Source organism: Pseudomonas sp. 25 R 14, assembly GCF_900004755.1.
Lineage (GTDB): Bacteria > Pseudomonadota > Gammaproteobacteria > Pseudomonadales > Pseudomonadaceae > Aquipseudomonas > Aquipseudomonas brenneri.
In genome coordinates this window covers 39,483-60,899 of record NZ_CVTS01000039.1, presented here as the reverse complement: position 1 = coordinate 60,899, position 21,417 = coordinate 39,483, and the positions used below count along the sequence as shown (strand labels likewise).

Below are 21,417 nucleotides of genomic sequence, written 5' to 3'. Positions count from 1 at the left end.
TGCAGCCACCGATAAGCGGGCAGGGCATCAGGCCCAGCTCGCTTGGCTGGACCCAGATCAGCGGAACCTGACGTTCAGCCATAACCCGCTAAAGCTGCCAAAGGGCAACCAGGTAATATCACCGACGAACGTATTGGCAAGTTGCGTGGCTTCAGACTGTGGGACCTCCAGATTGCCCAGGACCCCTGAGGTCACGAACGAAAGCGTATTCACATCCCCTCCGTCGAACAGGCTTGAATAGCCCCGGGGAATTAGCAGCGACTGCTCGTTGTAGGGAACCAGTGAGCTCACGCTTGTGCGAGGGGACACCGTTGCCCAGATGCGCTCAATTCCCCGGACCACGCGCGACTGCCTGAGGGTGCCGGCTACCGCAGTTGTTGCCTTGCCGATGAGGTTTCTGGCAACCGCTGGCAGAGACTGTCCCAGATACGCGGTCAACTTCACCACTTTGGCCGCCAGGGTGCCCAGCCCGCCTGCTGCCCCGGTGCCCAGGGAGATCCAGGCGAGGATGCCAGATGCAGTGGGGTCCGAGTCTTTGATAATTACCGAGGCAATGCCGGCGGCGAGCGAGGCAGTGGCAAGCCCTACAATAGCAGCAGTCAGTAACAGCGAAGTTCCTCCGGTCATCACAGCAGTCAATACGCCAATTCCTCCCCAAATTATCGTATGAATCAATCCTCCCCCCTCTGACCCGAAGCCTACTGGGCCAGGCAGGTTATCCCCCCAGATCTCCCGTAAACGCTGCGACACGGAAAAGTGTCCGGTGGGGTCCTGATAATTGACCGGATCCCCTTCGGCACAGTAGGCATAGAGGTTGGGCCCGCCTTTGCCGAACGGGCTGAGTGCATCCGGGGTATGAAACTGCAGGCTGGCGGCGTCATACCAGCGACCGCCCATGCCCAGCGGGTACTGGCCGGTAGAGATATCGCGGTATTCGCCGTTGAAACCCAGCACGGAGTCGGGTTCGTCCGAAAAGTGCTCGCCAAAGGCGGTATAGGCGTGATGCTTGAGGGTTTGCGCCTGGGCATCGTAACTGACCACTACGCTGCCGTTGATATCCCGCAGTTCAAACAACGTCCGCTGGACCCCTGAACGCTTGATCTGCTGGGCGGTGCAGGCGGCACTGCCGGGGTTCAGGGTGCGGTGGGTGTCGTTACTGCCGAGGGCGTAATCGCCACACACCTTGAGTTCGTCGTAGATAACCTGGCTACCATCACGGGTCATCAGACGGTCGGAGGGGTCGTAGCGATAGTGTGTACTGCCAGCCTGGATCAGCCGTCCCAGCCAGTCATAACGATAGGTTTTGCCCGTTTGATCCTGGGTTACCCGCCCGGCAGTGTCATAACTCAACGTGGCAGAAGCGGTGTAGTCCCCATGGCTGTTCACAACTTTTGCCAAGCGGTAGCCATTGAGGGCGTCGTAGGTATAGGTGGCGGTGTTTTTCGCGGTGCCGAAGGTGGTGATGCAGGTAAGCACATTACCCAGGGCATCGTAGGTGAACTCTTGCTTGTCGACGTTTTTGTGGGTGGGTGTCATTGGCCGCCAGACACCGGTGGTGGTACAGGCCTTGAGCCGGCCTCCGGGGGTATAGGTCAGGCTGCGCGCCCCCAGAACACTCGCGCCTTGCTTCAACTGAGCCGACTTGAGCTTGCCGTCCGCGTAGTAAGCGTTCTCCAGCGTGAGGTCAACGCTACCGGCGAGGGTGAATTGGCGGCTGGTTTCACGTTGCTGCGAGTCGTGGGTGTACTTCACAGCGAAAGTCACCGGCAACATAGGAGCAAGCTCATAGGGGCCTTTAATGATTTCTTCACGAAGCCGCCCCTGGTCATCGTAAAAGTGACTGCTGGCGAAATGAGCGTTGTTGGTCGTGGAGCGCTGCCCATTGACGCTGTAGTTAAACAGCGTCTGGTTAGCCACCACGTCTGTACTGTCGAGCAGATGGGCATCTAGCGAGTGAGTAGACAGCACCTCTTTGCTTTCACCAGGTTCGGTTTGCACCAGCTGTTGAGTGACTAGCTTCTGCAGGTCATGGTTGAACTGTAGAAAGTGCTCCCCCTCGGTTGCGGTGGCAATCCCTTGTGCGCCATAGGCGTAGGTGAACGTCTTCTGCGCGCTGGCATCCGGCTTGCTTGTCTTGGCCAGGCGGTTGCCCAACTCCTTGATGTAGTCATGCTTGAGCACGCGGCCGTCGGCAGTCACAGTGGTGGTGGGTACCGGGCTGCTACCGCTGTAGGTGTAGGTTTCGGTGCAAGAGCCACGTGTGAGCGAGGTGACTCGGCCCCAACTGTCGAAGCTGCGTTTGCCCAGTATTTGCCGGTTTGCGCCAACCTCGATCTCGATTTGCGTGGCGTCCTGCATGAGCCAATGCACCGGGTAGGTGTAGTGATAGGTGTACACGAAGGGAAGGTCGAGCAAACCCCTGCCTTTTTCGCTGTGCCGTTCCTTGATCAGGCGGCCACTGCCATCGTAGGTGTAGTCAATGGTGATAAAGCCCAGCTCACTGTCGGTGGACAACTGTTTTACTTGCTTGGCCCTGCTGTAGCTGGCTGTCTGGGTTTGATAGACATTGCCGTCCTGGCCTTTCCATTCGATCTTCTTGATGGTCTCGTCCGGGTTGTAGGTGGTGACGGTGGCGTGCTTGTCGGTGGCTTTGCCGGTCCATTGGCTGCGGGTCAAGGCGATGGGGTCATAGTGATTGAATGCTTCACGGCCATCGCTGTAGCGCAGGCTGCTGGCTTTATTCCAATCGTCGTATTGCGCTTCCTGCCATTGGGTCAACTGAACCCCGTTTCGGTCGTAATCAAAACTCGATTTACGCAGTTCACGGCCAATGCGGTCGTAGGTGACAGCCTTGGTTTGTTTGTTCTGGCTGCCTTCGATCAAGTACTCGCTCACCAACTGGTCCTGGCCGTCGTATTGGCTCAAGCGCGTTTGCCCGTTGGGCTCGGTGATCTTCACCTGCGCGGGGGCGGGGTAGGCGTAGGTGGTGACCTGGCGATAGGTCGTGCTTTGTGCACAGATGGTCAGGGTGGCTAGCTGCCCGTATTGGTTATAGGCAAACTCGGTACGGTTGCCATCGGCGTCGACCTGGCGGATGAGACGGCCGCTGAGAATGCTCAGGGTTTGCGATGAGGTGCGGGTGTTGCCAGTTTCATCTGTGTCAGTGGTTATGGTAGTCAGTTCTGTATTTTCAGTCCCTCCGAGTGCGTAGTCGAAGGTACGAAGCGGATCGACAGCAATCGCATGTCGGTCGCGGGTTCCTAAGGTGCTCTTGCGCTGCCACGCCAAGCGCCCTTTGCGAAAGTCGTTGTCTTCGAAGTACACGTTGACCTGACCGGTCAAGGCCGCATCGGCAAGGGACTCGTTGGCGAGACTGCCTTGCAGGGTACTCTGAAGTTTATACTCGCTCAGGCCTGGGATTTTACGGTAAGTATGATATTTGAAAGTAATTATATTAAGCAGTATGGGTAGTACTTCTGGTAGCAACTCCGGAATTATTGCCAACAGGCTGGGGTCGCCGACTATCTCGGTGTCAAGATAAGTTGAAATGAATGGCTCTGTCTCTATAGGGATGTTCTGTCTCGGGCTCCAATCACGGTTGGGCGGATTACTGGTTTGTTGCTGAGAGCGCGCCCCGATGTCGTCCAGCAAGCGATTCAATAATCTTTCGCTGCCTGTGGCTGGAGACTTCATTTTATTGATTGAAAAAGGGATGTAGTCCAGTGCAGTGGTTATTTCTTCCTGTCGATTTCTGATAAGTACAGGGTCGAAACGATTTTCGATGGTCTCTTTACGACTCTTGCCCGCCTTGGTGTAAGTTGTGGCGGTGGTTCGGCTGAGCAATTTTTCCACGCCTCCAAACTCGTCCAGTTCTTCCACTTCGACGAGCGCATATTCTGTTTTGGTCGTTGCAGTGCCCTGCACCAGCACTTCGGACGTAACGTTGTGCTTCTCATTGTAATTATAAGTAGTCGTACGAACGGCCGGCACCCCCTCACTCATGATCGTGCGGTAATGATCAGGATCCTGACGCTGGTACACATAGCCAGTCATCACCGGAGTCCCACCGCCATTCGGAGTCAACGTATGGGTGCTGACACAGGGCAGTGCCGACAGCTTGGGGTTATCCGGAAACGTCAGCCCATTGTCCAGATACTCCACCTGCTCCTGGAGCCCATCGAAGCTGGTGATTTTAGTCAATAGCCAGCCGCAGGTCGGGTGATCCAGGTACTCGAAACGGCTATTGATATCTGCCCCAAGGCTGACGGATTTGAGTGCGTAATCCTCGATGGCCAGGTTGTAGCTCAAGGTTTCAACAGCATCGTCGGGCCAGAACGTCAGCGTGGCCGAACTGACAACCGGTGTGGCATTCGGATCCCCTGGGGTGTATTGCACCTTGAGCAGGCTGCGAGTGGCGTCGCGGATTTCGCTCAACTGGATCTGGTAGTAGGTTTTGGTATCGATGACATGGGCGGTCGTCATCCAGCTCAGGGTTACGCTGTTATAACCATCGGTGGTCAGGGACTCGGGGACGTAAATGCCGGTATTTTCCAGCAGGACCAGCACTTCCTTGCGGCCACCTTTGCGGTGTACGGTCAGCTTGCCCGCGTTCCATTTGGCAATAACGGCTGATTGCGTTAGGTCTGTATCTTTTTCCACCGTCAGCACTTCACCGGAATGCAACGTGAGCTTCTTGTGCCTTTCACTGTAGGTGGTCATGGCATAGAACCAACCATCCCCCAGCGCCGCTTCGTTATTGACCACCGGAGTGTTGTGCAGGCTCATTTCGATCACCGGCCCGTTGCCGGCGTTGCCTGTTACCGAAGGCAATAGCACATAGACTTCAAACAGACCGGTACGTGGGTCCACCACATTGCGTTTTTGCGTGGTGGCATTAAAGATCGGGTCGTTTTCGTCGTCGGTTGGGTCGGTGCCCATGGGGTTATGCGCCATCATCCTCTCCTGGGTTTTTTATGTTCCTCGTTCAAACGCTACGTGCCCGTCGCTGGAGATGTAACTGTCAACTCTCACAGTCGTTTATATCGTTTAGTAATGGGTGTAGGATTTTTTTACTCCCTCCTTTAACCGTGGAGCTGCGTGTGGAACCCATCACGATGAACCCGAATATTGACCCTCAACCCGTATGTAGCCCGATCACCAGCAGCGCCATTTTCATGGTCGCCACACTTGCCCCTGGCAACGATGCGGCCAGGACGGTACGGAAATGGTGCGGCGATATCGCAGCCCTCACGCGCTCGGTCGGCAAGCGCGTGCCCGACGGCAACTTGACCTGTGTGTGCGGCTTTGGCTCGACGGCCTGGGATGGATTGTTCGGCAATCCACGCCCGGCCGCCCTGCATCCGTTTCAGGCAGTTGGTGTAGCAGGGCGCATGGCGGTTGCCACGCCTGGGGATGTGTTGCTGCACATTCGCGCCGATCGCATGGACCTGTGCTTTGAACTGGCCGCGCAAATCATGGTGGCCCTGGGCGATGCGGTGACCGTGGTCGATGAGGTCCAGGGTTTCCGCAATTTCGATATGCGCAGCATCATTGGGTTTGTCGACGGCACCGAGAACCCAACCGGGCGCAAGGCCGTCGGTTTCACCATCGTCGGTGACGAAGATCCGGCATTCAGTGGTGGCAGCTATGTGCTGGTGCAGAAGTACCTGCACAACATGACGGCTTGGAACGCCTTGTCCATCGAGGCCCAGGAACGGGTGATCGGGCGCACCAAACTGTCGGATATCGAGCTGGCAGATGAGGTCAAGCCGAGCAACTCACACAGTGCCTTGACCACCCTCACCGAGGATGGCGAGGAAGTGAAAATCCTGCGCGACAACATGCCGTTCGGCCGGCCGGGAGCGGGGGAGTTCGGTACCTACTTCATCGGCTATGCGCGTTCGCCGCAGCCCTTGGAACGGATGCTTGCGAACATGTTTGTCGGCCTGCCTGCCGGCAACTATGACCGGTTGCTGGACTTCAGTACGGCGGTCACTGGCAGCTTGTTTTTCGTGCCGTCCGCTGACTTGCTGGAAGAGTTGGCTGAGCGTGAGCCATAAGCGTCAGGTAAGGCTCACTTCGCCACGGCCGACATCAGCAACTTGCGAATCTCCCCGGTAATCGCACTTTTGGTGCCTTGCTCCAAGATCCCCACCCGGCGTACTGCCAAGTCGCCGGGCAGCGGCAGGACGCGCAGGCTGGGGTCTTTGTCCCAGTCAAAGTTCTTCAACAGCGGCACGATCGCCACCCCGACTTGCTGGCGGACCAGGTCGGCGATGCCGATGATCGAGTTCAGTTCGAGGATTTCCAACGGTTCGACCGATTCACTCTTGATGATCGACTGCACCTTGCGGCCCACGGCGGTGGACCTGTCATAACGGATGAACGGCTGAGTCCTGAGCAATTCCACGGCATCGTTGATACCGGCGGTCTGTGTGGTATTGGCGAGCATGACGATGGGCTCGTTGTAGAGCAGGGTCCAGCTCAAGCCGTCGAAGTTTTGCCGCGCCGTCTCGATCAGCAGGGCCGCATCGAGCTTGGCGGCGTGCACCAGGTTGACCACTTCATCGGAGCGCGCGGTCATCAGGTTGACCGATATGCGCGGGTGCAGTTTTTTCAGTTGCACCAGGCAATTGGCGAGCAGGCCCATGCCCGAGGTAATACCGCCGATGGACACTTCGCCCTCCATGGCCATGTCATCGGGTGCCTCGGCGATCATTTGCTCGTAGTCCGCCAGCAGGCGCTTGGCCTTGGGCAGCAACAACACGCCATCGCGACTCAGCTTGATCTGCCGCTGGCTGCGGTCGAACAGCGGCCGGCGCATCTCTTCTTCGAGGGCGCGCATTTGCAGGCCGACGGCGGCGTTGGTGAGCGCCACCCGGTCGGCGGCGGCGGCGAAACTGCCGTACTCAGCGACGGCGATGAACGTCTTGAAGAAACGGATGTTGCTCATAGGGAGGCCCGTAGTCATGGGTGCGGATCAATAGTAAAGGTTTTGTTTACTCTTGCTAAAGTTAAATTAGTTTTTCTTTTTATAGCGGGCGACCAATACTCCAGTCCGAACTGACTCGGCGAACTTTCCCCCATGAGCAATCCAGATATCAGCCCTGAAGATGCAGCCTTGCGTGCTGCAAAGAACGTGTACCACCTTGGCGCGACCACCGTGTATTCGCATCATGAGGACAGTCGTTTTGCTTACACCCTCTACGTGCCTGAAGCCATCGAGGACAGCAACCGGCCAGTAGATCTGGTGGTGTCGCTGCACGGCTCGACCCGTGCGATGGAGATTTACCGCAATGGCTTCGCAGAGTTTGGCCGCTGGAACGATTGTGTGATCCTGTCGCCGCTGTTCCCGGTCGGCGTGCTGGGGGACGGCAACGGTGATGGCTACAAACAGATGGTCGAAGGCGATATCCGCTACGACCAGGTATTGCTCGACATGATCGCCAGTGTTGGCAAGCGCTACGGTCGCCGCTTCGATACCTTCGCGCTGTTCGGCTATTCCGGCGGCGGGCAATTCACCCATCGTTTTTGCTACCTGCACCCGGAGAAACTCTGGGCAGCGTCCATCGGTGCGCCGGGTTCGGTGACCTTGCTGGATGCCGACCAGGACTGGTGGGTGGGCGTGCGAGACTTCGCGACGCGCTTTGGCAAACCGCTGAACCTGCCAGCCTTGCAGCAGTTGCCGGTGCATATGGTGGTGGGGGATTCGGACCTCGAAACCTGGGAAATCACCCACCGCGAAGGCGGCAAACACTTCATGCCCGGTGCCAACGCTGCTGGCCGCACGCGCCCGGAGCGCCTGGCCAGCTTGAAGGCCAGTTTCGAAGCCGCCGGCGTGCAGGTGCACTTCGATCTGCTGCCCAACGTCGCGCACCAGGGCATCAAGGCCATGCCGGCTGCCCAGGATTTTTTCGCCAAGGTGTTGCGCCACAAGCGCAGCCTGGGCTGATACACCGCAGGTAGATGCACTCAGAACAGACCGTATAACAATAACCAAGGATTCACTCATTCTGATGCCGGTCCTGCCTTGGCCTTCGGCCACTGACCGGAAAATTCCTTCAAGGAGTCTTTCTCCCGTGAATAATTACGTAAAGACGGCACTGGCCGTCGCGATGTCGGCGTGCACCTTGTCCATGGCGGTTGCGCAAGACCAGGTCATCAGCGTGGGCCTCAACGGTGATATCCGCAGCACCGACCCAGGCGTCAACCGCGACGACAATACCGACGCGGTGATGATGCATATCGTCGAAGGGCTGGTGGCGTACCGTGAAGACACCAGCATCGCGCCAATGCTCGCCAGCGCGGTTGCCGTCTCGCCGGACGGCTTGCGCTATACCTTCACTCTGCGTGACGGCGTGCACTTTCAAAATGGTCAACTGCTGAGCGCCAAGGATGTGCAATGGACCTGGCAGCGCTACCTGGATCCCAAGACCCAGTGGCGTTGCCTGGCGGAGTTCGATGGGCGCGGCGCAGCCAAGATCGTCGATGTGGCCACGCCCGATCCGAAAACCGTGGTGTTCACGCTGGACCAGGCCAACGGCTTGTTCCTGGCCGCGATGGCCCGTCCCGATTGCGCCGGCAGCGGCATCCTGCACCCGGACTCCCTGGCCGCCGATGGCAGTTGGCGCGCCCCGATTGGCACCGGGCCGTTCACCCTGGGCAAATGGCAGAAGGGCCAGTACGTCGAGCTGGATCGCTTCAAACAATACACCCCACGGGCCGAAACCGAGGCGGATGGTTACACCGGCAATAAGCAGGCGTTTGTCGACACGGTGCGTTTCGAGGTAATCCCCGACTCGGCCTCGGCCAAGGCCGCTCTGCTGTCGGGTGGTGTGGACCTGCTGCCGGACGTGACCGCGATGGACGCGGCACAACTCAAGCAGGTGAAGAACCTGCAGATCCAGGTCAGCCCGATCATGACCATCAGCGGCCTGTTATTCCAGACTCGCGACCCCTTGCTCAAGGACGTGCGCATCCGTCGTGCGGTGGCGTTGTCCCTGGATTATTCGCAGATGGTGGCGGCGTTGTCCGATGGCTTGTCGGTGGTCAACAACTCGGTCATCCCCACCGCGAGCCCGTACTACGACGGCACCGCGCACCAGGGTTATACCTACAACCTCGACGAGGCCCGGCGCCTGTTGAAAGAGGCCGGCTACAGCGGTGAAAAAATCCGCATGCTGGTCAATAAACGCTACCCGCAGATGTTCGACATGGGCCTGCTCAGCCAGGCCATGACCCAGGCGGCAGGGATCAATATCGAGATGGAGACCCTGGAGTGGGGCACGCAACTGGAGCGCTACCAGACCGGCAGCTACCAGATGATGTCGTTCTCCTATTCAGGGCGATTCGATGCGGCGCAAAGCTACGAATCAGTGATCGGCGACAAGAACAAGGAACCGCGCAAAGTCTGGGACAACCCCCAGGCCTTGGCGATATTGCGTGAGGCCCAGCGTGAAATTGACCCCGCCAAGCGCCAGCCACTGTTCGACAAGTTGCATACGCTGATGCTTGAGGATGTGCCCATGGTGGTCATCTACAACGGCACGGCCATCGGCGCCATGGGTAAGCGCGTCGAGGGTTATCGTTCCTGGCCCGTTGCCAAGCCGCGCCTGTGGGGCGTGAAGCTGGCCGACACCTCCAAGTAAGGCGAGCGCTATGTTTCGATTCATATTGCACAGGCTCGGCATGGCGGTGCCGACCCTGTTGCTGATCTCGGTGATTGTCTTTGCCTTGATCCGCCTGATCCCCGGCGACCCGGCGTTGCTGATGCTGGGCGACATGGCCGACCCGCAAAGCCTGGCCGACATGCGTAGCAGTCTGGGGCTGGACCACTCGGTGGTGACCCAGTACCTGATCTGGATCAAGTCGGTACTCAGCGGCGACCTTGGTGTGTCCATCAGCAGCCGCCAGCCGGTGCTGCAATTGCTGGTCGAGCGCTTCAGTGTCAGTGCGACCGTGGTGCTGGTGGCGGTATTGCTGGCGACCCTGCTCGCGGTGCCGGTGGGTTTGCTCGCTGCCTGGAAGCAAAACAGCGCGATGGACCTGGGCCTGGTGGCGACGGCGACTTTGTTGCTGTCGGTGCCGAGCTTCTGGTTGGGCTTGCTGCTGCTGTATGTGTTCGGCATTCAACTGGGTTGGCTGCCGGTGATCGGTTACGTCGGCTTTGCCAGCGACCCGATGAAAGCGCTGACCTATGTGGTACTGCCGATCATCACTTTGACCCTGGTGGAGTTCGGTGCCATTGCCCGGATGGCGCGGGCCAGCACCATTGAGGTACTGCGCCTGGAATACATCGCCCATGCACGGGCCAAGGGCTTGTCAGAAGGCGCGGTGTTGTGCAAACACGCCTTGCGCAACGCGTTTGCGCCGACCTGGACCTTGATTGGCCTGATCCTCGGTAACTTGCTCGGCGGCATTGCGGTATTGGAAACCGTGTTCACCCTGCCAGGTATCGGCCGCTTGATGGTCGATGCGATCTTCTCCCGCGACTACCCGGTGCTGCAGGGTTGCCTGCTGCTGGTCACCTGCATCTATGTGTTGGTCAACCTGTTGGTGGATCTGCTGTATCCGCTGTTCGATCCAAGGGTGAAGCTATGAACCTCAAGACTCCTGCCTTGCCCACCGTGGCGGCGACCCAGCCTCGGCGGCGCCGGCGTTACCCACCGCTGAACGCCCTGATCGGCGGCAGCTTGCTCGCGGCCCTGGTGTTACTGGCATTGCTCGGTGTGGTGTGGACACCTTACGACCCGCTCAAGCTGGACCTGCTCTCGCGCCTGCATGCGCCGAGCGCCATGCATTGGCTGGGCACCGACGAGTTTGGCCGCGACGTGTTCAGCCGCCTGATCATTGGCGCGCGTACCAGCCTGTGGATCAGCCTGCTTTCGGTCAGCGTGGCGGTCATCTGCGGCACGCTGATCGGCATGCTCGCCGGCTACCTGCGCGGTTGGACCGACCGTGTGTTGATGATGCTCAACGATGCGTTGCTGGCGTTTCCCGGCATTCTCATGGCCCTGGGCATCATGGCGATTGTCGGTGCCAGCCAGTACGGCATCGTGCTTGCCCTGGGCATTGCCTACACCCCGTCGGTGGTGCGGGTGGTGCGCGGCAGCGTGCTGTCGTTGCGTGAACTGGAATTCATCGAGGCGTCGCGGGTTATCGGCAACTCCGAGCTGTACACCATGTTCCGCCACATCACGCCCAACTGCCTGGCGCCTTTGTGTGTGCTGGCCACCAGCATGTTTGGCTGGGCGTTGCTCTCGGAGAGTGCGCTGAGCTTCCTCGGCCTTGGGGTTCCACCACCGGCCGCGACCTGGGGCAGCATGCTCTCGGCGAGCCGCACCTATATCTCGACGGCGCCGTGGCTGGGGATCTTCCCAGGCATCTTTATCAGCCTGACGTTGCTGGCTATCAATCTGTTCGGCGATGCCTTGCGTGATCGTCTCGACCCGCGCATGAGGAAATGAGCATGAGTGCTCCAGTGCCTTTACTGGCCGTTGAAAGTCTACAGATTCGTGTCGGCGTGGACGGTCCGCTGGCCGTCGATGACTTCAGCTTCACCCTGGCCCCGGGCGAAATCGTCGCACTGGTGGGTGAGTCCGGCAGCGGCAAGACCATGGCCGCACGCGCTGCCATTGGCCTGCTGCCGGCACCGATGCAGGTCTGCGGCGGGCGCATCACCTTCCAGGGCCAAGCGTTGGACAGCCGCAATGCCAAGGCCATGCGTGAGCTGCGTGGCGCGCGGATCGGCATGGTGTTCCAGGAACCGATGGTCTCGCTCAACCCTGCGCTGACCATTGGCCGGCAGATGAGCGAGGCGCTCAAGCTGCATACCGCACTGGATGCGGCAACGATCCGCGAGCGTTGTATCGCCATGCTGCAACGCATCGGCATCAAGGACGCGCAAAAGTGCCTGGCATCCTACCCGCACCAATTCTCCGGCGGCATGCGCCAGCGCATCATGCTGGCCTCGGTGATGTTGCTGCGCCCGGCGCTGTTGATCGCTGACGAACCCACCACGGCCCTGGACTGCCTGGCACAACTGGACGTGATCGAGTTGATGCTGGAACTGACCCGCGAGCAGGGCACCGCGATTCTGTTTATCAGTCACGACCTGTCCCTGGTGGCGCGTTATGCCCACAAAGTGGTGGTGATGCGCTCGGGCAAAGCGGTGGAGCAGGGGCGCATCGAAGATATCCTCTTCGCCCCCAAGGCCGAATACACCCGGCAGTTGCTCGAAGCCCTGCCTCGGCGCGGCGAACTCGTACCCTTGCCAACGGCCGACAGCGCGTTGTTGCAGGTCCGGGAGGTGTGTATCGAACACCCGGGGCCTCGCAGTTTCTGGGGGCGCAGCGAGCCCAAGCGCGTGGTGCACTCGGTAAACCTGAGCATCGCTGCGGGCGAGACCCTGGCCCTGGTCGGCGGCAGCGGCTCGGGCAAGACCACCCTCGGGCGTGCGGTCGTCGGCTTGGTCAACCCGTGTGCCGGGGCGATCCTGTTCCAGGGCGTGGACATCCTGAAGGCCGCCAATCGGGCGCATCGCCTGCAATGCCAGATGATTTTCCAGGATCCGTATTCATCCCTCGACCCACGCATGACGGTCGGCCAGATCATCGCCGAGCCGCTGCGCCACGAGCCAGCCCTGACGCCTGCGCAAAAGCGCCAGCGAGTCACCGAGACCCTGGCGGACGTGGGCTTGCCCGAGCAATTTCGCGAGCGCTTTGCCCATCAACTGTCCGGCGGCCAGCGCCAGCGGGTGGCGATTGGCCGGGCGCTGGTACGACGGCCCAAACTGGTGATTGCCGATGAGCCGATTTCGGCACTGGACATGACCATCCAGAAGCAAATCCTCGAATTGTTCGAGCGTCTGCAATGCCAATATGGCTTTGCCTGCCTGTTCATTTCCCACGACCTCTCGGCGGTGGAGCGCATCGCCCATCGCGTGGCGGTGATGAACCAGGGCGAAGTGGTCGAAATCGGCCCGCGTGACACGATTTTCGATACCCCGCAACACCCTTACACCCGCCGGCTACTCGCGGCGGCCAGCCCCTTGGAAAAACGTGCGGACGGTAGTTACCGCCTCCGCGCCAGTGTGATTTAGGTACCGCTGCACCCCAGGCCTTGGCATGCAAACCCAACCCTTCGCACATCGACGATGTGTGAAGCAGGCGAAGCCATGGCCGAAGAAAACAAAAACAACCCCACTCAACCTGTCTGCCAGGAACCTACACATGAAGAACCGCATCAACAAAGTTGTCACCCGTGCCAGCGTCATGGGCGCCGGTTTCATGCCCTTGTTTGCCCAGGCCGACTTTGTCGCCGACAGCAAAGCCGTGCTTGAGTTGAAGAACTACTACTTCAACCGCGACTACCGCGAATCCAGCGGGCAGAACAAGCGCGCCGAATGGGCACAGGGGTTTATCCTCAAGGTCGAATCGGGCTTTACCGACGGTACGGTGGGCTTTGGCCTGGACGCGGTCGGCATGTTGGGTGTGAAGCTCGATTCGAGCCCGGACAACTCCGGCACCGGGCTGCTGGCGCGCTCAAGCACAGCTGAGCCAGGCTCCCCCAGCTACGCCCGCCGCGCCCACGACAACTACTCCAAACTCGGCATCACCGGCAAGGCGCGCCTGGCCAAAAGCGAACTGCGCGTGGGCTATATGGTGCCTGACCTGCCGACCTTGCAGCCGAACCTGAGCCGCCTGTTCCCGCAGAGTTTCAGCGGCACGGCACTCACCTCCAAGGACATCGACAAGCTGACACTGACCGCGGGCCAACTGGACCAGGTCAAGCAGCGCGACTCGACTCACTATGAGGACATGGGGCTCACCAGCCAATATGGCGCCTATAAAAGCAGCGCCAAAAGCGATGAGTTCCGCTATGCCGGCGGTGAGTACGCACTGACGCCGACGACCTTCGTGACTTACCAATTCGCGCAATTGGAAAGCCTGTACCAACAGCATTACCTGGGTTTGAAAAACAGCTTCAAGTGGGGCCCGGGCACGTTCAAGACGGACATCCGCTACTTCAACGCCAGTGAAGACGCGGCAGCCCTGGCCGGCAAGGTGGATAACCGGGCGTTGAGTACCCGTATCGGCTACGGCCTCTACGGACACAACCTCAGCGGCGGTTACCAGGCGCAATACGGTTCGACGCCGTTCACGTATGTGGACGGTACCAACACCTACCTGTTTACCGAGTACCAACTGGCCAACTTCTCCCAGACCGGAGAGCGCGTGTGGCATGCCCGTTACGACTATGACTTCGCCTCGCTGGGCATTCCGGGCCTGCTGTTCTCGACGCGTTATGCCAAGGGCGACAACGCCAAGGTCATCGGCTTCAACGGCGAAGGGCGCGAGTGGGAGAGGGACCTGAGCCTCGGCTATGTGGTGCAGAACGGTACGTTCAAGGACGTGTCGCTGCGCTGGCAGAACGCCAGTGCCACCAGCAACTTCGCCCGTGACACCAACGAAAACAGAGTGATCCTGGGCTACACCGTGGCGCTCTGGTAGCGGTAATGGCATGCAGCAGGCACCGCCTGTTGCATGCCCAGGCAGTGGAAATAAGGGGATAGATCAGATGACGAGTTTGCCGTTGCGCCGGGCACGGCCCAGCCAACAACGCGTATCGGCGCGTGGCGTAAGTGATTTCATCGATGCGGTGAACGCTGCGGGCCTGCAATTGCACAGTTTCATGCTCTACCGCGACGGTGCGGTGGTGGCCGAAGCATTTTGGGCGCCTTATCACGCTGCACGCCTGCATGTTCAGCACTCGGCGACCAAAAGCTGGATCGCCATGGCCGTCGGCCTGTTAGTGGATGACGGTGTGCTGTCGCTGGACGCCAAGGTGGTGGATTTTTTTGCCGCAGATTGCCCGTCATCCATCAGCGCCAACTTGGCGGCCATGACCGTGCGGGATTTGCTGACCATGCGCACCGGACATCGCCAGGGCATCTCCGGCGGGGCCTGGCGCGGGCGCAGTGACAGCTGGGTCAAATTGTTCCTCAGCGAGCCGGTCGAAGACCCGCCAGGGCAACGCTTCATCTACAGCAGTGCATCGAGCTTCATGCTCTCGGCGATTGTCAGTGTGGTCAGCGGCCAGACGGCGTTCGACCTGTGCAACGCGCGGATCTTCCAGCCCATGGGCATGGGCCCGATCGAGTGGGACCTTGCGCCAGGAGGTTTCAACACCGGCGGCAATGGCCTCAGTTGCCGTACCGAAGACCTGCTCAAGTTCGGCGTGCTGCATCTGCAACAAGGCAACTGGGAGGGGCAGCAATTGCTGTCCCGCGAATGGGTGGCCGAAGCCACCCGTGGGCAGGTCGATGATGTGTGGATGGGCGCCTTCGATGGCAAGCGCTACCTGGGCCGTGACGAGTCGAGCGACGCCGGGATCACGCGCCGCGAAGGCTACGGCTATCAGTGGTGGATGACCCAGCACGGTGGTTATTACGCCTCAGGCGTGTTTGGCCAGCAGTGCATCGTGTTGCCCCGCCATAACGCGGTGATTGCGTTTACCGCCGGGCTGCCACTGGGCGAGCGGCGCTTGCACAGCTTGCTCTGGGAACACCTGTTGCCGGCGCTGGGCGTGCCCACCGACGGCGCGGTGGATGCCGAACTGGCGGCGTTGCTGGCGCACCAGCAGCGGCCCGTCATGTCCGGTGCTTCGCACTCACCGCGCCAGGCCGAGTTCAGCGGCACGTTCGTCATCGAGGCCAATGAAGACCAGGTCAACGAGGTACGCCTGCAGTTCGGCAGTGAACATTGTGATTTCTACCTCACCGACCCCCGTGGCACCCACTGTATTCGCGCCGGGCTGGCCGATGGCATCGAAAGCCAGACCAGCATGACCGGCCACTATCTGCATCACCAATATCAGCCGGAGCTCACCCCGGTGGTCGCGCAGGCGCGCTGGAGCGACGACGGGGTGTTGTGCATGACCTGGCAGTTTGTCGAGACCGCGTTTTGTGACCAGGTCACTTGCCGCATCGAACACGGCATCTTGTCTGTGGACCGCAGCGTCAACGTTAACGCAGGCCCGTTGCAGCGCCCGACGCTGACCGGCCATCCAACCATTGCTTTGCAGGAGTCGCCATGAACGATCTTTCCAACCCTTCAGGTTCCGCCAGCGGCGCGTTCTGGGCACCGTTTACCCCGATGCGTCAGTTCCAGCAACAACCGATGATGTTCGCCAGTGCCGACGGCATGCACTACACCACCACCGATGGACGCCGCGTACTCGACGCGATGGCGGGGCTGTGGTGCGTCAACGCTGGGCATGGCCAGCCGAAAATCGTCGAAGCCATTCGTGAAGCGGCGGGGCGCCTGGACTTTGTGTCGTCATTCAAGATGAGCCACCCCCAGGCCTTGGAAATGGCCGAGCGCCTGATCGAAATCAGCCCCGCCGGCATGGAGCAAGTGTTCTTCACCAACTCGGGCTCTGAGGCGGTGGACACCGCGCTGAAGATCGCGCGGGCTTATCACCAGGCGCGTGGCGACTGCCGCCGTACCCAGTTTATCGGGCGCGCCAAGGGCTATCATGGCATGGGCTTCGGTGGGCTGTCGGTCTCCGGCATCGGCCGTCAGAAGCGTGACTTTGGCCCGCTGCTGGGGGAGGTCTCGCACCTGCCGCTGCCGTATGACGCGGGGATGCGTTTCAGCGTCGGGCAGCCGCAGCAGGGCGCCAGTTACGCCGATGCGCTGACACAGTTGCTGGACATCCAGGACCCCAGCACCGTGGCCGCCGTGATTGTCGAGCCAGTGACCGGTTCAGGCGGCGTTTACCCACCGCCCCAGGGCTATTTGCAGCGCCTGCGTGAGATTTGCACGCGGCACGGCGTGCTGCTGATTTTCGACGAGGTGATCACCGGCTTTGGTCGTGTCGGTGCTGCCTTTGCCGCGCAAGCCTTCGGCGTGACCCCGGACCTGATCACCACCGCCAAAGGCCTGACCAACGGCGCGGTACCCATGGGTGGGGTACTGGTCAGCGGTGCGGTATATGAAGCGTTCATGGCCGGGCCGGCCAATGTCATTGAACTGATGCACGGCTACACCTATTCGGCGCATCCGCTGGCGTGTGCGGCCGGGTTGGCGACCCTTGAGGTGCATCGTGAATTGGGCATCAACCAACACGTCAACGCTGTGAGCGGGCTCTGGCAGTCGACCGCACTCGCGTTGCAGGGCGTCGGACCGGTGCTGGACGTACGCGCTATCGGTTTGCTCTGCGCCGTTGAACTTGAGCCGCGTCCAGGCGCTCCAGGTGCGCGGGGTAGCGAAGTTGCGCAGTGGTGCTTCGATAACGGCGTACTGGTGCGCGGCTCGGGCGACACCATCGTGATATCGCCACCGCTGGTGATCAGCCCACAGGAGATCGCCCAGGTGTTCGACACCCTGGCGAGCGCCCTGAAACACGTGGCCTGAAGGGAGTCCAAAGCATGTCGGACCTGTTTGAGTTCTATATTGACGGTGCCTGGGTCCAGCCCCACGGTACAACCGTCGAAACCGTGGTAAACCCCTCTACCGAGCAGGTTGTCGGGCGCATTATCCTTGGCGATAGCCATGACGTGGACCGTGCGGTCAGCGCGGCCAGGCAAGCGTTTGCGGGGTTCGCGGCGAGTTCTCTGGAGGCACGCATCGAACTGCTGCAACGCATTATCCAAGCCTACAAACACCACAGCGAGGCGTTGATTGAAGCGGTGCACCTGGAGATGGGCGCACCGCTGTCCCTGGCCCGCAGTGCCCATGTGCCGGCAGGCCTGGGCCACCTGACACAGGCGTTGGAGGTGCTACGCGAGTACCGCTTCGAACGACGCCTGGGTAATACGCTGGTGGTGCGCGAGCCCATCGGCGTGTGCGCCCTGATCACGCCCTGGAACTGGCCGCTCAACCAACTCACCTGCAAGCTCGCGCCAGCGCTGGCGGTGGGTTGCACCGTTGTGCTCAAACCCAGTGAGCGTGCGCCGTTGTCGGCCCGAATCATTGCCCAGGTGCTGCATGAGGCCGGGGTGCCCAAGGGTGTGTTCAACCTGGTCAACGGCGACGGCCCCGGGGTGGGCGCCGCGCTGGCAAGCCATGCCGAGGTGGACATGGTGTCTTTCACTGGTTCCACCCGCGCGGGCGTCGCGGTGGCCAAGGCGGCGGCGGAGACAGTCAAGCGTGTGTCCCAGGAACTGGGCGGCAAATCCGCGAATATCCTGCTCGACGATGCCTGCCTGCCCAGCGCGGTGCATCATGGGGTGATGGGCTGCATGCGCAACAGTGGCCAGTCATGCAACGCGCCGACACGCCTGTTGGTGCCGCGTGCACAGCAACCGGCGGTGATCGAGATCGCCCGGCAAGTGCTCGCGCAGGTGTGTTACGACGACAGCAACCCGCTCATGGCTATCGGCCCTGTCGCCAACGGCATGCAGTTCGCTCGGGTCCAGGCCTTGATCGCCCAGGCCATCGCCGAAGGTTCGCAGTTGGCTGCTGGGGGAGCAGGGCGTCCTGAAGGTATTGAGCGTGGTTACTACGTGCGACCGACTGTATTTGCCGATGTCACACCGGACATGCTGGTGGCGCGCGAAGAAATCTTCGGCCCGGTCTTGGCGATCATCCCGTATGACAGCGAAACCGAGGCGATAGCCATCGCCAACGACAGCCCCTATGGCCTGTCTGGCTACGTCACCTCGGCCAGTCTTGAACGCAGCCGCCAGGTTGCCCGTCAACTGCGTACCGGCATGGTCCACCTCAATGGTGCCCGTGCCGACCAGGCCGCGCCGTTTGGCGGCTACAAGCAGTCGGGCAACGGTCGTGAGTGGGGCGAGTACGGGTTTGACGAGTATCTGGAGAGCAAGTCGCTGTTTGGGTATTAGCGGTTTCAGCCGGTTTTTCAGAGACTCTCTGGATCCCCAAAGAACATTTTGAGTGGGCTCTAGTACGGCGATTTCAGGTCTCGAAATTTCTAGCGTGCCCCATTTTCCCACCCAACGCTAACTGGGCTCGGGCGCAAGTCAGCCTTAACCCAGAATACGGCTCTTAACGGCGCCAATAGTTCTCATTTTTTTGGCTTTTATGGTAGGTAAATCCATTATATTGTGGTTATAGCTGGAAATTATTCGATAAGCCACAGGTTCTGTGAGTTAAGTTACTTGATAGGGTTGGTCGTTAATTCTATAATTTTGTGGATTAACTGGCACGGAATTGGTTTGGTGCACACTATGTTGGATTTAAGCTTCAGCAAGCCGAGTGAGGTCGTCAAGCGCCTCTGCGATCGCCTGCGTACAGAGCGCTTGGCGCTGGACATGACGCAAGCCGACTTGGCCGGACGTGCCGGCATCGGCACAAACACAGTGTCCAACCTTGAAGCAGGGCGCAATGTCGGATTCGAGAACGTCGTCCGTGTGGCGATTGCTCTTGGTCGAATCAAGGAACTTGAAGGCCTGTTCCTGCCAAAGCTGGACAGCATCGAGGATATTCGACGCTACGAAAACAGCGCCAATCGCCTCCGTACAAAGAGGAAGTCCGGCAATGCTTGAGCAGGTGAACGTCTTCTACGAGGGCTGGGGTGAACGATGGCAATGGGGCACGCTGGTCTCCACAACTGCCCTGACCGGTCGCCCGCTGATCGTGTTCGAGTACAGCAATGAAGCCAGGCAACGGGGCTTGGAACTGTCCTCCTACACGCTGCCGCTGGAGGGGGCTAAGTTGCGCCAAGATTTTCCAGACCACCAACTGTACTTACCAGGGCCTGTTTACGATGCGTTGCCGGATGGGTGGGGCATGTTGCTGATGGACCGTATGTTCAGGCGCCGCGGGCTCACCACGGCGCGCATCGGCTCACTGGAACGGCTGGCCTACATCGGTAGCAATGCAATGGGTGCCATGACGTTTGAGCCCGTGGCGCCCGAAGGGCAGGAGTCTGAAGTCCACATCCCGCTGGAACAGCTTGCTGTCCAAGTGCAGGAAGTGCTCCATGGAGACGGTGGTGAGTTCCTGCAGACGTTGCTGCTGGTGGGTGGCTCGCCTCAAGGTGCAAGGCCTAAGGCCCTCGTCTATCGCGACCCCGAAACTGGCCGTTTTACCACTGCCGTTACGGCAGGCTTTGAAGCTTGGTTGGTCAAGTTCCCGGCGAAAGAAGAGCATGCCGAGGTGTGCGCTATCGAAATGGTCTACGCCGAGTGCCTGCGCATGTGCGGCATCAACACCCCTGACACGCAGTACTTCAGTCTGCCTAATGGGTTGGCTGCGTTTGCTAGTAAGCGATTTGACCGTCGGGATGGTATGCGCGTACCCATGCAAAGCCTCGCGGCCTTTACGGGGGCGAATTACCGGTCTCCGGGGGTGTTGGACTACGTCAACTTCTTGCGGGCAACACAGATGTGCACCAACGACGTGCGAGAGATGGCGGTGGCCTTCGAACGTGCTGTCTTCAATGTTGCGTTCAACAACCGAGACGATCACTCCAAAAACTTTGCCTACATCATGTCGCAAGACGGCCAGTGGCAACTGTCCCCGGCTTACGATGTGACCTTCTGCGAGGGGCCAGGTGGATATCACCAGATGGATGTGATGGGAGAAGCCCTATCGATTTCCCGCACGCAAATGCTTCGGCTTGCCGAGGAAGCCGAGGTGCCCCCGGACGTTGCCGGTAGAATGATTGACGGCATTTGCGATGTGGCGAGCCGATTTGCAAGCATCGCCGAGAACCTATACCCGCAGGTTATTACTCGAGACACCTTGCGAACGATCCAAGACCGCATCGATCAGAACGTAGCCCGGTTACACCACGGTCATGCGGGCAGCGGTCGCCGGTGAAGATTGGGAGGAGCGGGCGACTCTCCTTATCAAAGCATGCCCTCAGATATGCCCCCAATGTAGCAATCCACTGGAAGTGAATGGAGCTCCATGGTTTGTGGAAAGGCAGAAATGATCAGTTGAACAGCCTGCCCGCCGACACCTAGAGACTGTCCGGGTCCCCAAAAAACATTTTGACTTGGCTCTAGATCGGTATTTACAGCCTGAAAAAAACCAATTTTGCCCCCAGTTTTGCCCCCAATTGCACAGGGTGGGCGAGCGATCGCGAATGGCGATTTCTGACCCGGAGCGGGGTGGCCGTGACTGGCATTCAGTGCGCCTTTGTGTACTGGATGACCAACCCGAATCTGGCAAATTCTTGGTCGTTAGATGAGTCGATATCCTTAATCGGAGTTGTCCGGGCCGTCTTTCAGCACTTGTCCTGAAATTGGCAGCGTGAAATGCTCATGCTCTGCGAGATGTTGCAATGGCGCCGGTCGCCAGGGAGATCGATCCGCGTGTCCATCGACAACCGGAGCGTAATGCCAGGCGCCTGGCCACGGAAAGCGCTTAAGAAGAGGCTGTTCGGTATTGAAAGTGGCAGGCAACGTTGCGCATCGTGCTTCTGGTGGTGGGTCTCGATAAT

At 59.9% G+C, this 21,417-nt stretch carries 14 protein-coding genes; 12 read left to right on the top strand and 2 right to left on the bottom strand.

Features of this window, described 5'->3' with window-relative positions; all coding sequences use genetic code 11:
- Positions 1-57: 57 nt before the first annotated feature.
- Complete coding sequence (locus BFQ03_RS12060) at positions 58-4,953, bottom strand: RHS repeat domain-containing protein (RefSeq protein ID WP_065943214.1); 4,896 nt, start codon at positions 4,951-4,953, stop codon at positions 58-60.
- Positions 4,954-5,114: 161 nt separating this feature from the next.
- Here BFQ03_RS12060 and BFQ03_RS12055 point away from each other — a divergent pair, with 161 nt between their 5' ends.
- Entirely contained in the window at positions 5,115-6,059 is a 945-nt protein-coding gene (locus BFQ03_RS12055) for a Dyp-type peroxidase (protein ID WP_065943213.1), read from the top strand.
- Between the two features lie 14 nt (positions 6,060-6,073).
- Here the strand turns inward: BFQ03_RS12055 and BFQ03_RS12050 are convergent, their stop codons facing one another.
- The gene (locus BFQ03_RS12050) at positions 6,074-6,952 is read right to left on the bottom strand and encodes a LysR family transcriptional regulator (RefSeq protein WP_032860464.1); all 879 of its coding nucleotides are present in this window, start codon (positions 6,950-6,952) and stop codon (positions 6,074-6,076) included.
- Between the two features lie 132 nt (positions 6,953-7,084).
- Here BFQ03_RS12050 and BFQ03_RS12045 point away from each other — a divergent pair, with 132 nt between their 5' ends.
- The 11 genes from BFQ03_RS12045 to BFQ03_RS11995 all read left to right on the top strand — a co-directional run bounded on the left by BFQ03_RS12045 (position 7,085) and on the right by BFQ03_RS11995 (position 20,792).
- Positions 7,085-7,951, top strand: coding sequence for a hydrolase (locus BFQ03_RS12045; RefSeq protein ID WP_065943212.1), 867 nt, complete (start codon positions 7,085-7,087; stop codon positions 7,949-7,951).
- Between the two features lie 127 nt (positions 7,952-8,078).
- Positions 8,079-9,647 carry an ABC transporter substrate-binding protein gene (locus BFQ03_RS12040; RefSeq protein ID WP_065943211.1) on the top strand — a complete coding sequence of 523 codons (1,569 nt, stop codon included), beginning with the start codon at positions 8,079-8,081 and terminating at the stop codon, positions 9,645-9,647.
- A gap of 10 nt (positions 9,648-9,657) precedes the next feature.
- Complete coding sequence (locus BFQ03_RS12035) at positions 9,658-10,599, top strand: ABC transporter permease (protein ID WP_032860461.1); 942 nt, start codon at positions 9,658-9,660, stop codon at positions 10,597-10,599.
- Entirely contained in the window at positions 10,596-11,465 is an 870-nt protein-coding gene (locus BFQ03_RS12030) for an ABC transporter permease (RefSeq protein WP_032860460.1), read from the top strand. Before BFQ03_RS12035 ends, BFQ03_RS12030 begins: the two co-directional genes overlap by 4 nt.
- 2 nt (positions 11,466-11,467) lie before the next feature.
- Positions 11,468-13,099: an ABC transporter ATP-binding protein gene (locus BFQ03_RS12025; RefSeq protein WP_065943210.1), complete on the top strand. Its 1,632-nt coding sequence runs from the start codon at positions 11,468-11,470 to the stop codon at positions 13,097-13,099.
- Between the two features lie 130 nt (positions 13,100-13,229).
- On the top strand, positions 13,230-14,510 hold the full coding sequence (locus tag BFQ03_RS12020; RefSeq protein WP_032860458.1) for an OprD family porin: 1,281 nt from the start codon (positions 13,230-13,232) through the stop codon (positions 14,508-14,510).
- Between the two features lie 67 nt (positions 14,511-14,577).
- Positions 14,578-16,095 carry a serine hydrolase domain-containing protein gene (locus BFQ03_RS12015; RefSeq protein ID WP_032860457.1) on the top strand — a complete coding sequence of 506 codons (1,518 nt, stop codon included), beginning with the start codon at positions 14,578-14,580 and terminating at the stop codon, positions 16,093-16,095.
- On the top strand, positions 16,092-17,417 hold the full coding sequence (locus tag BFQ03_RS12010) for an omega-aminotransferase AptA (protein ID WP_032860456.1): 1,326 nt from the start codon (positions 16,092-16,094) through the stop codon (positions 17,415-17,417). The genes BFQ03_RS12015 and BFQ03_RS12010 overlap by 4 nt, the downstream gene beginning before the upstream one ends.
- A 14-nt stretch (positions 17,418-17,431) precedes the next feature.
- Positions 17,432-18,850: an aldehyde dehydrogenase family protein gene (locus BFQ03_RS12005; RefSeq protein WP_065943209.1), complete on the top strand. Its 1,419-nt coding sequence runs from the start codon at positions 17,432-17,434 to the stop codon at positions 18,848-18,850.
- 345 nt (positions 18,851-19,195) lie between these two features.
- Positions 19,196-19,513 carry a helix-turn-helix domain-containing protein gene (locus BFQ03_RS12000; RefSeq protein WP_032860454.1) on the top strand — a complete coding sequence of 106 codons (318 nt, stop codon included), beginning with the start codon at positions 19,196-19,198 and terminating at the stop codon, positions 19,511-19,513.
- Complete coding sequence (locus BFQ03_RS11995) at positions 19,506-20,792, top strand: type II toxin-antitoxin system HipA family toxin (RefSeq protein WP_032860453.1); 1,287 nt, start codon at positions 19,506-19,508, stop codon at positions 20,790-20,792. Before BFQ03_RS12000 ends, BFQ03_RS11995 begins: the two co-directional genes overlap by 8 nt.
- The last annotated feature ends 625 nt before the right edge of the window (positions 20,793-21,417 follow it).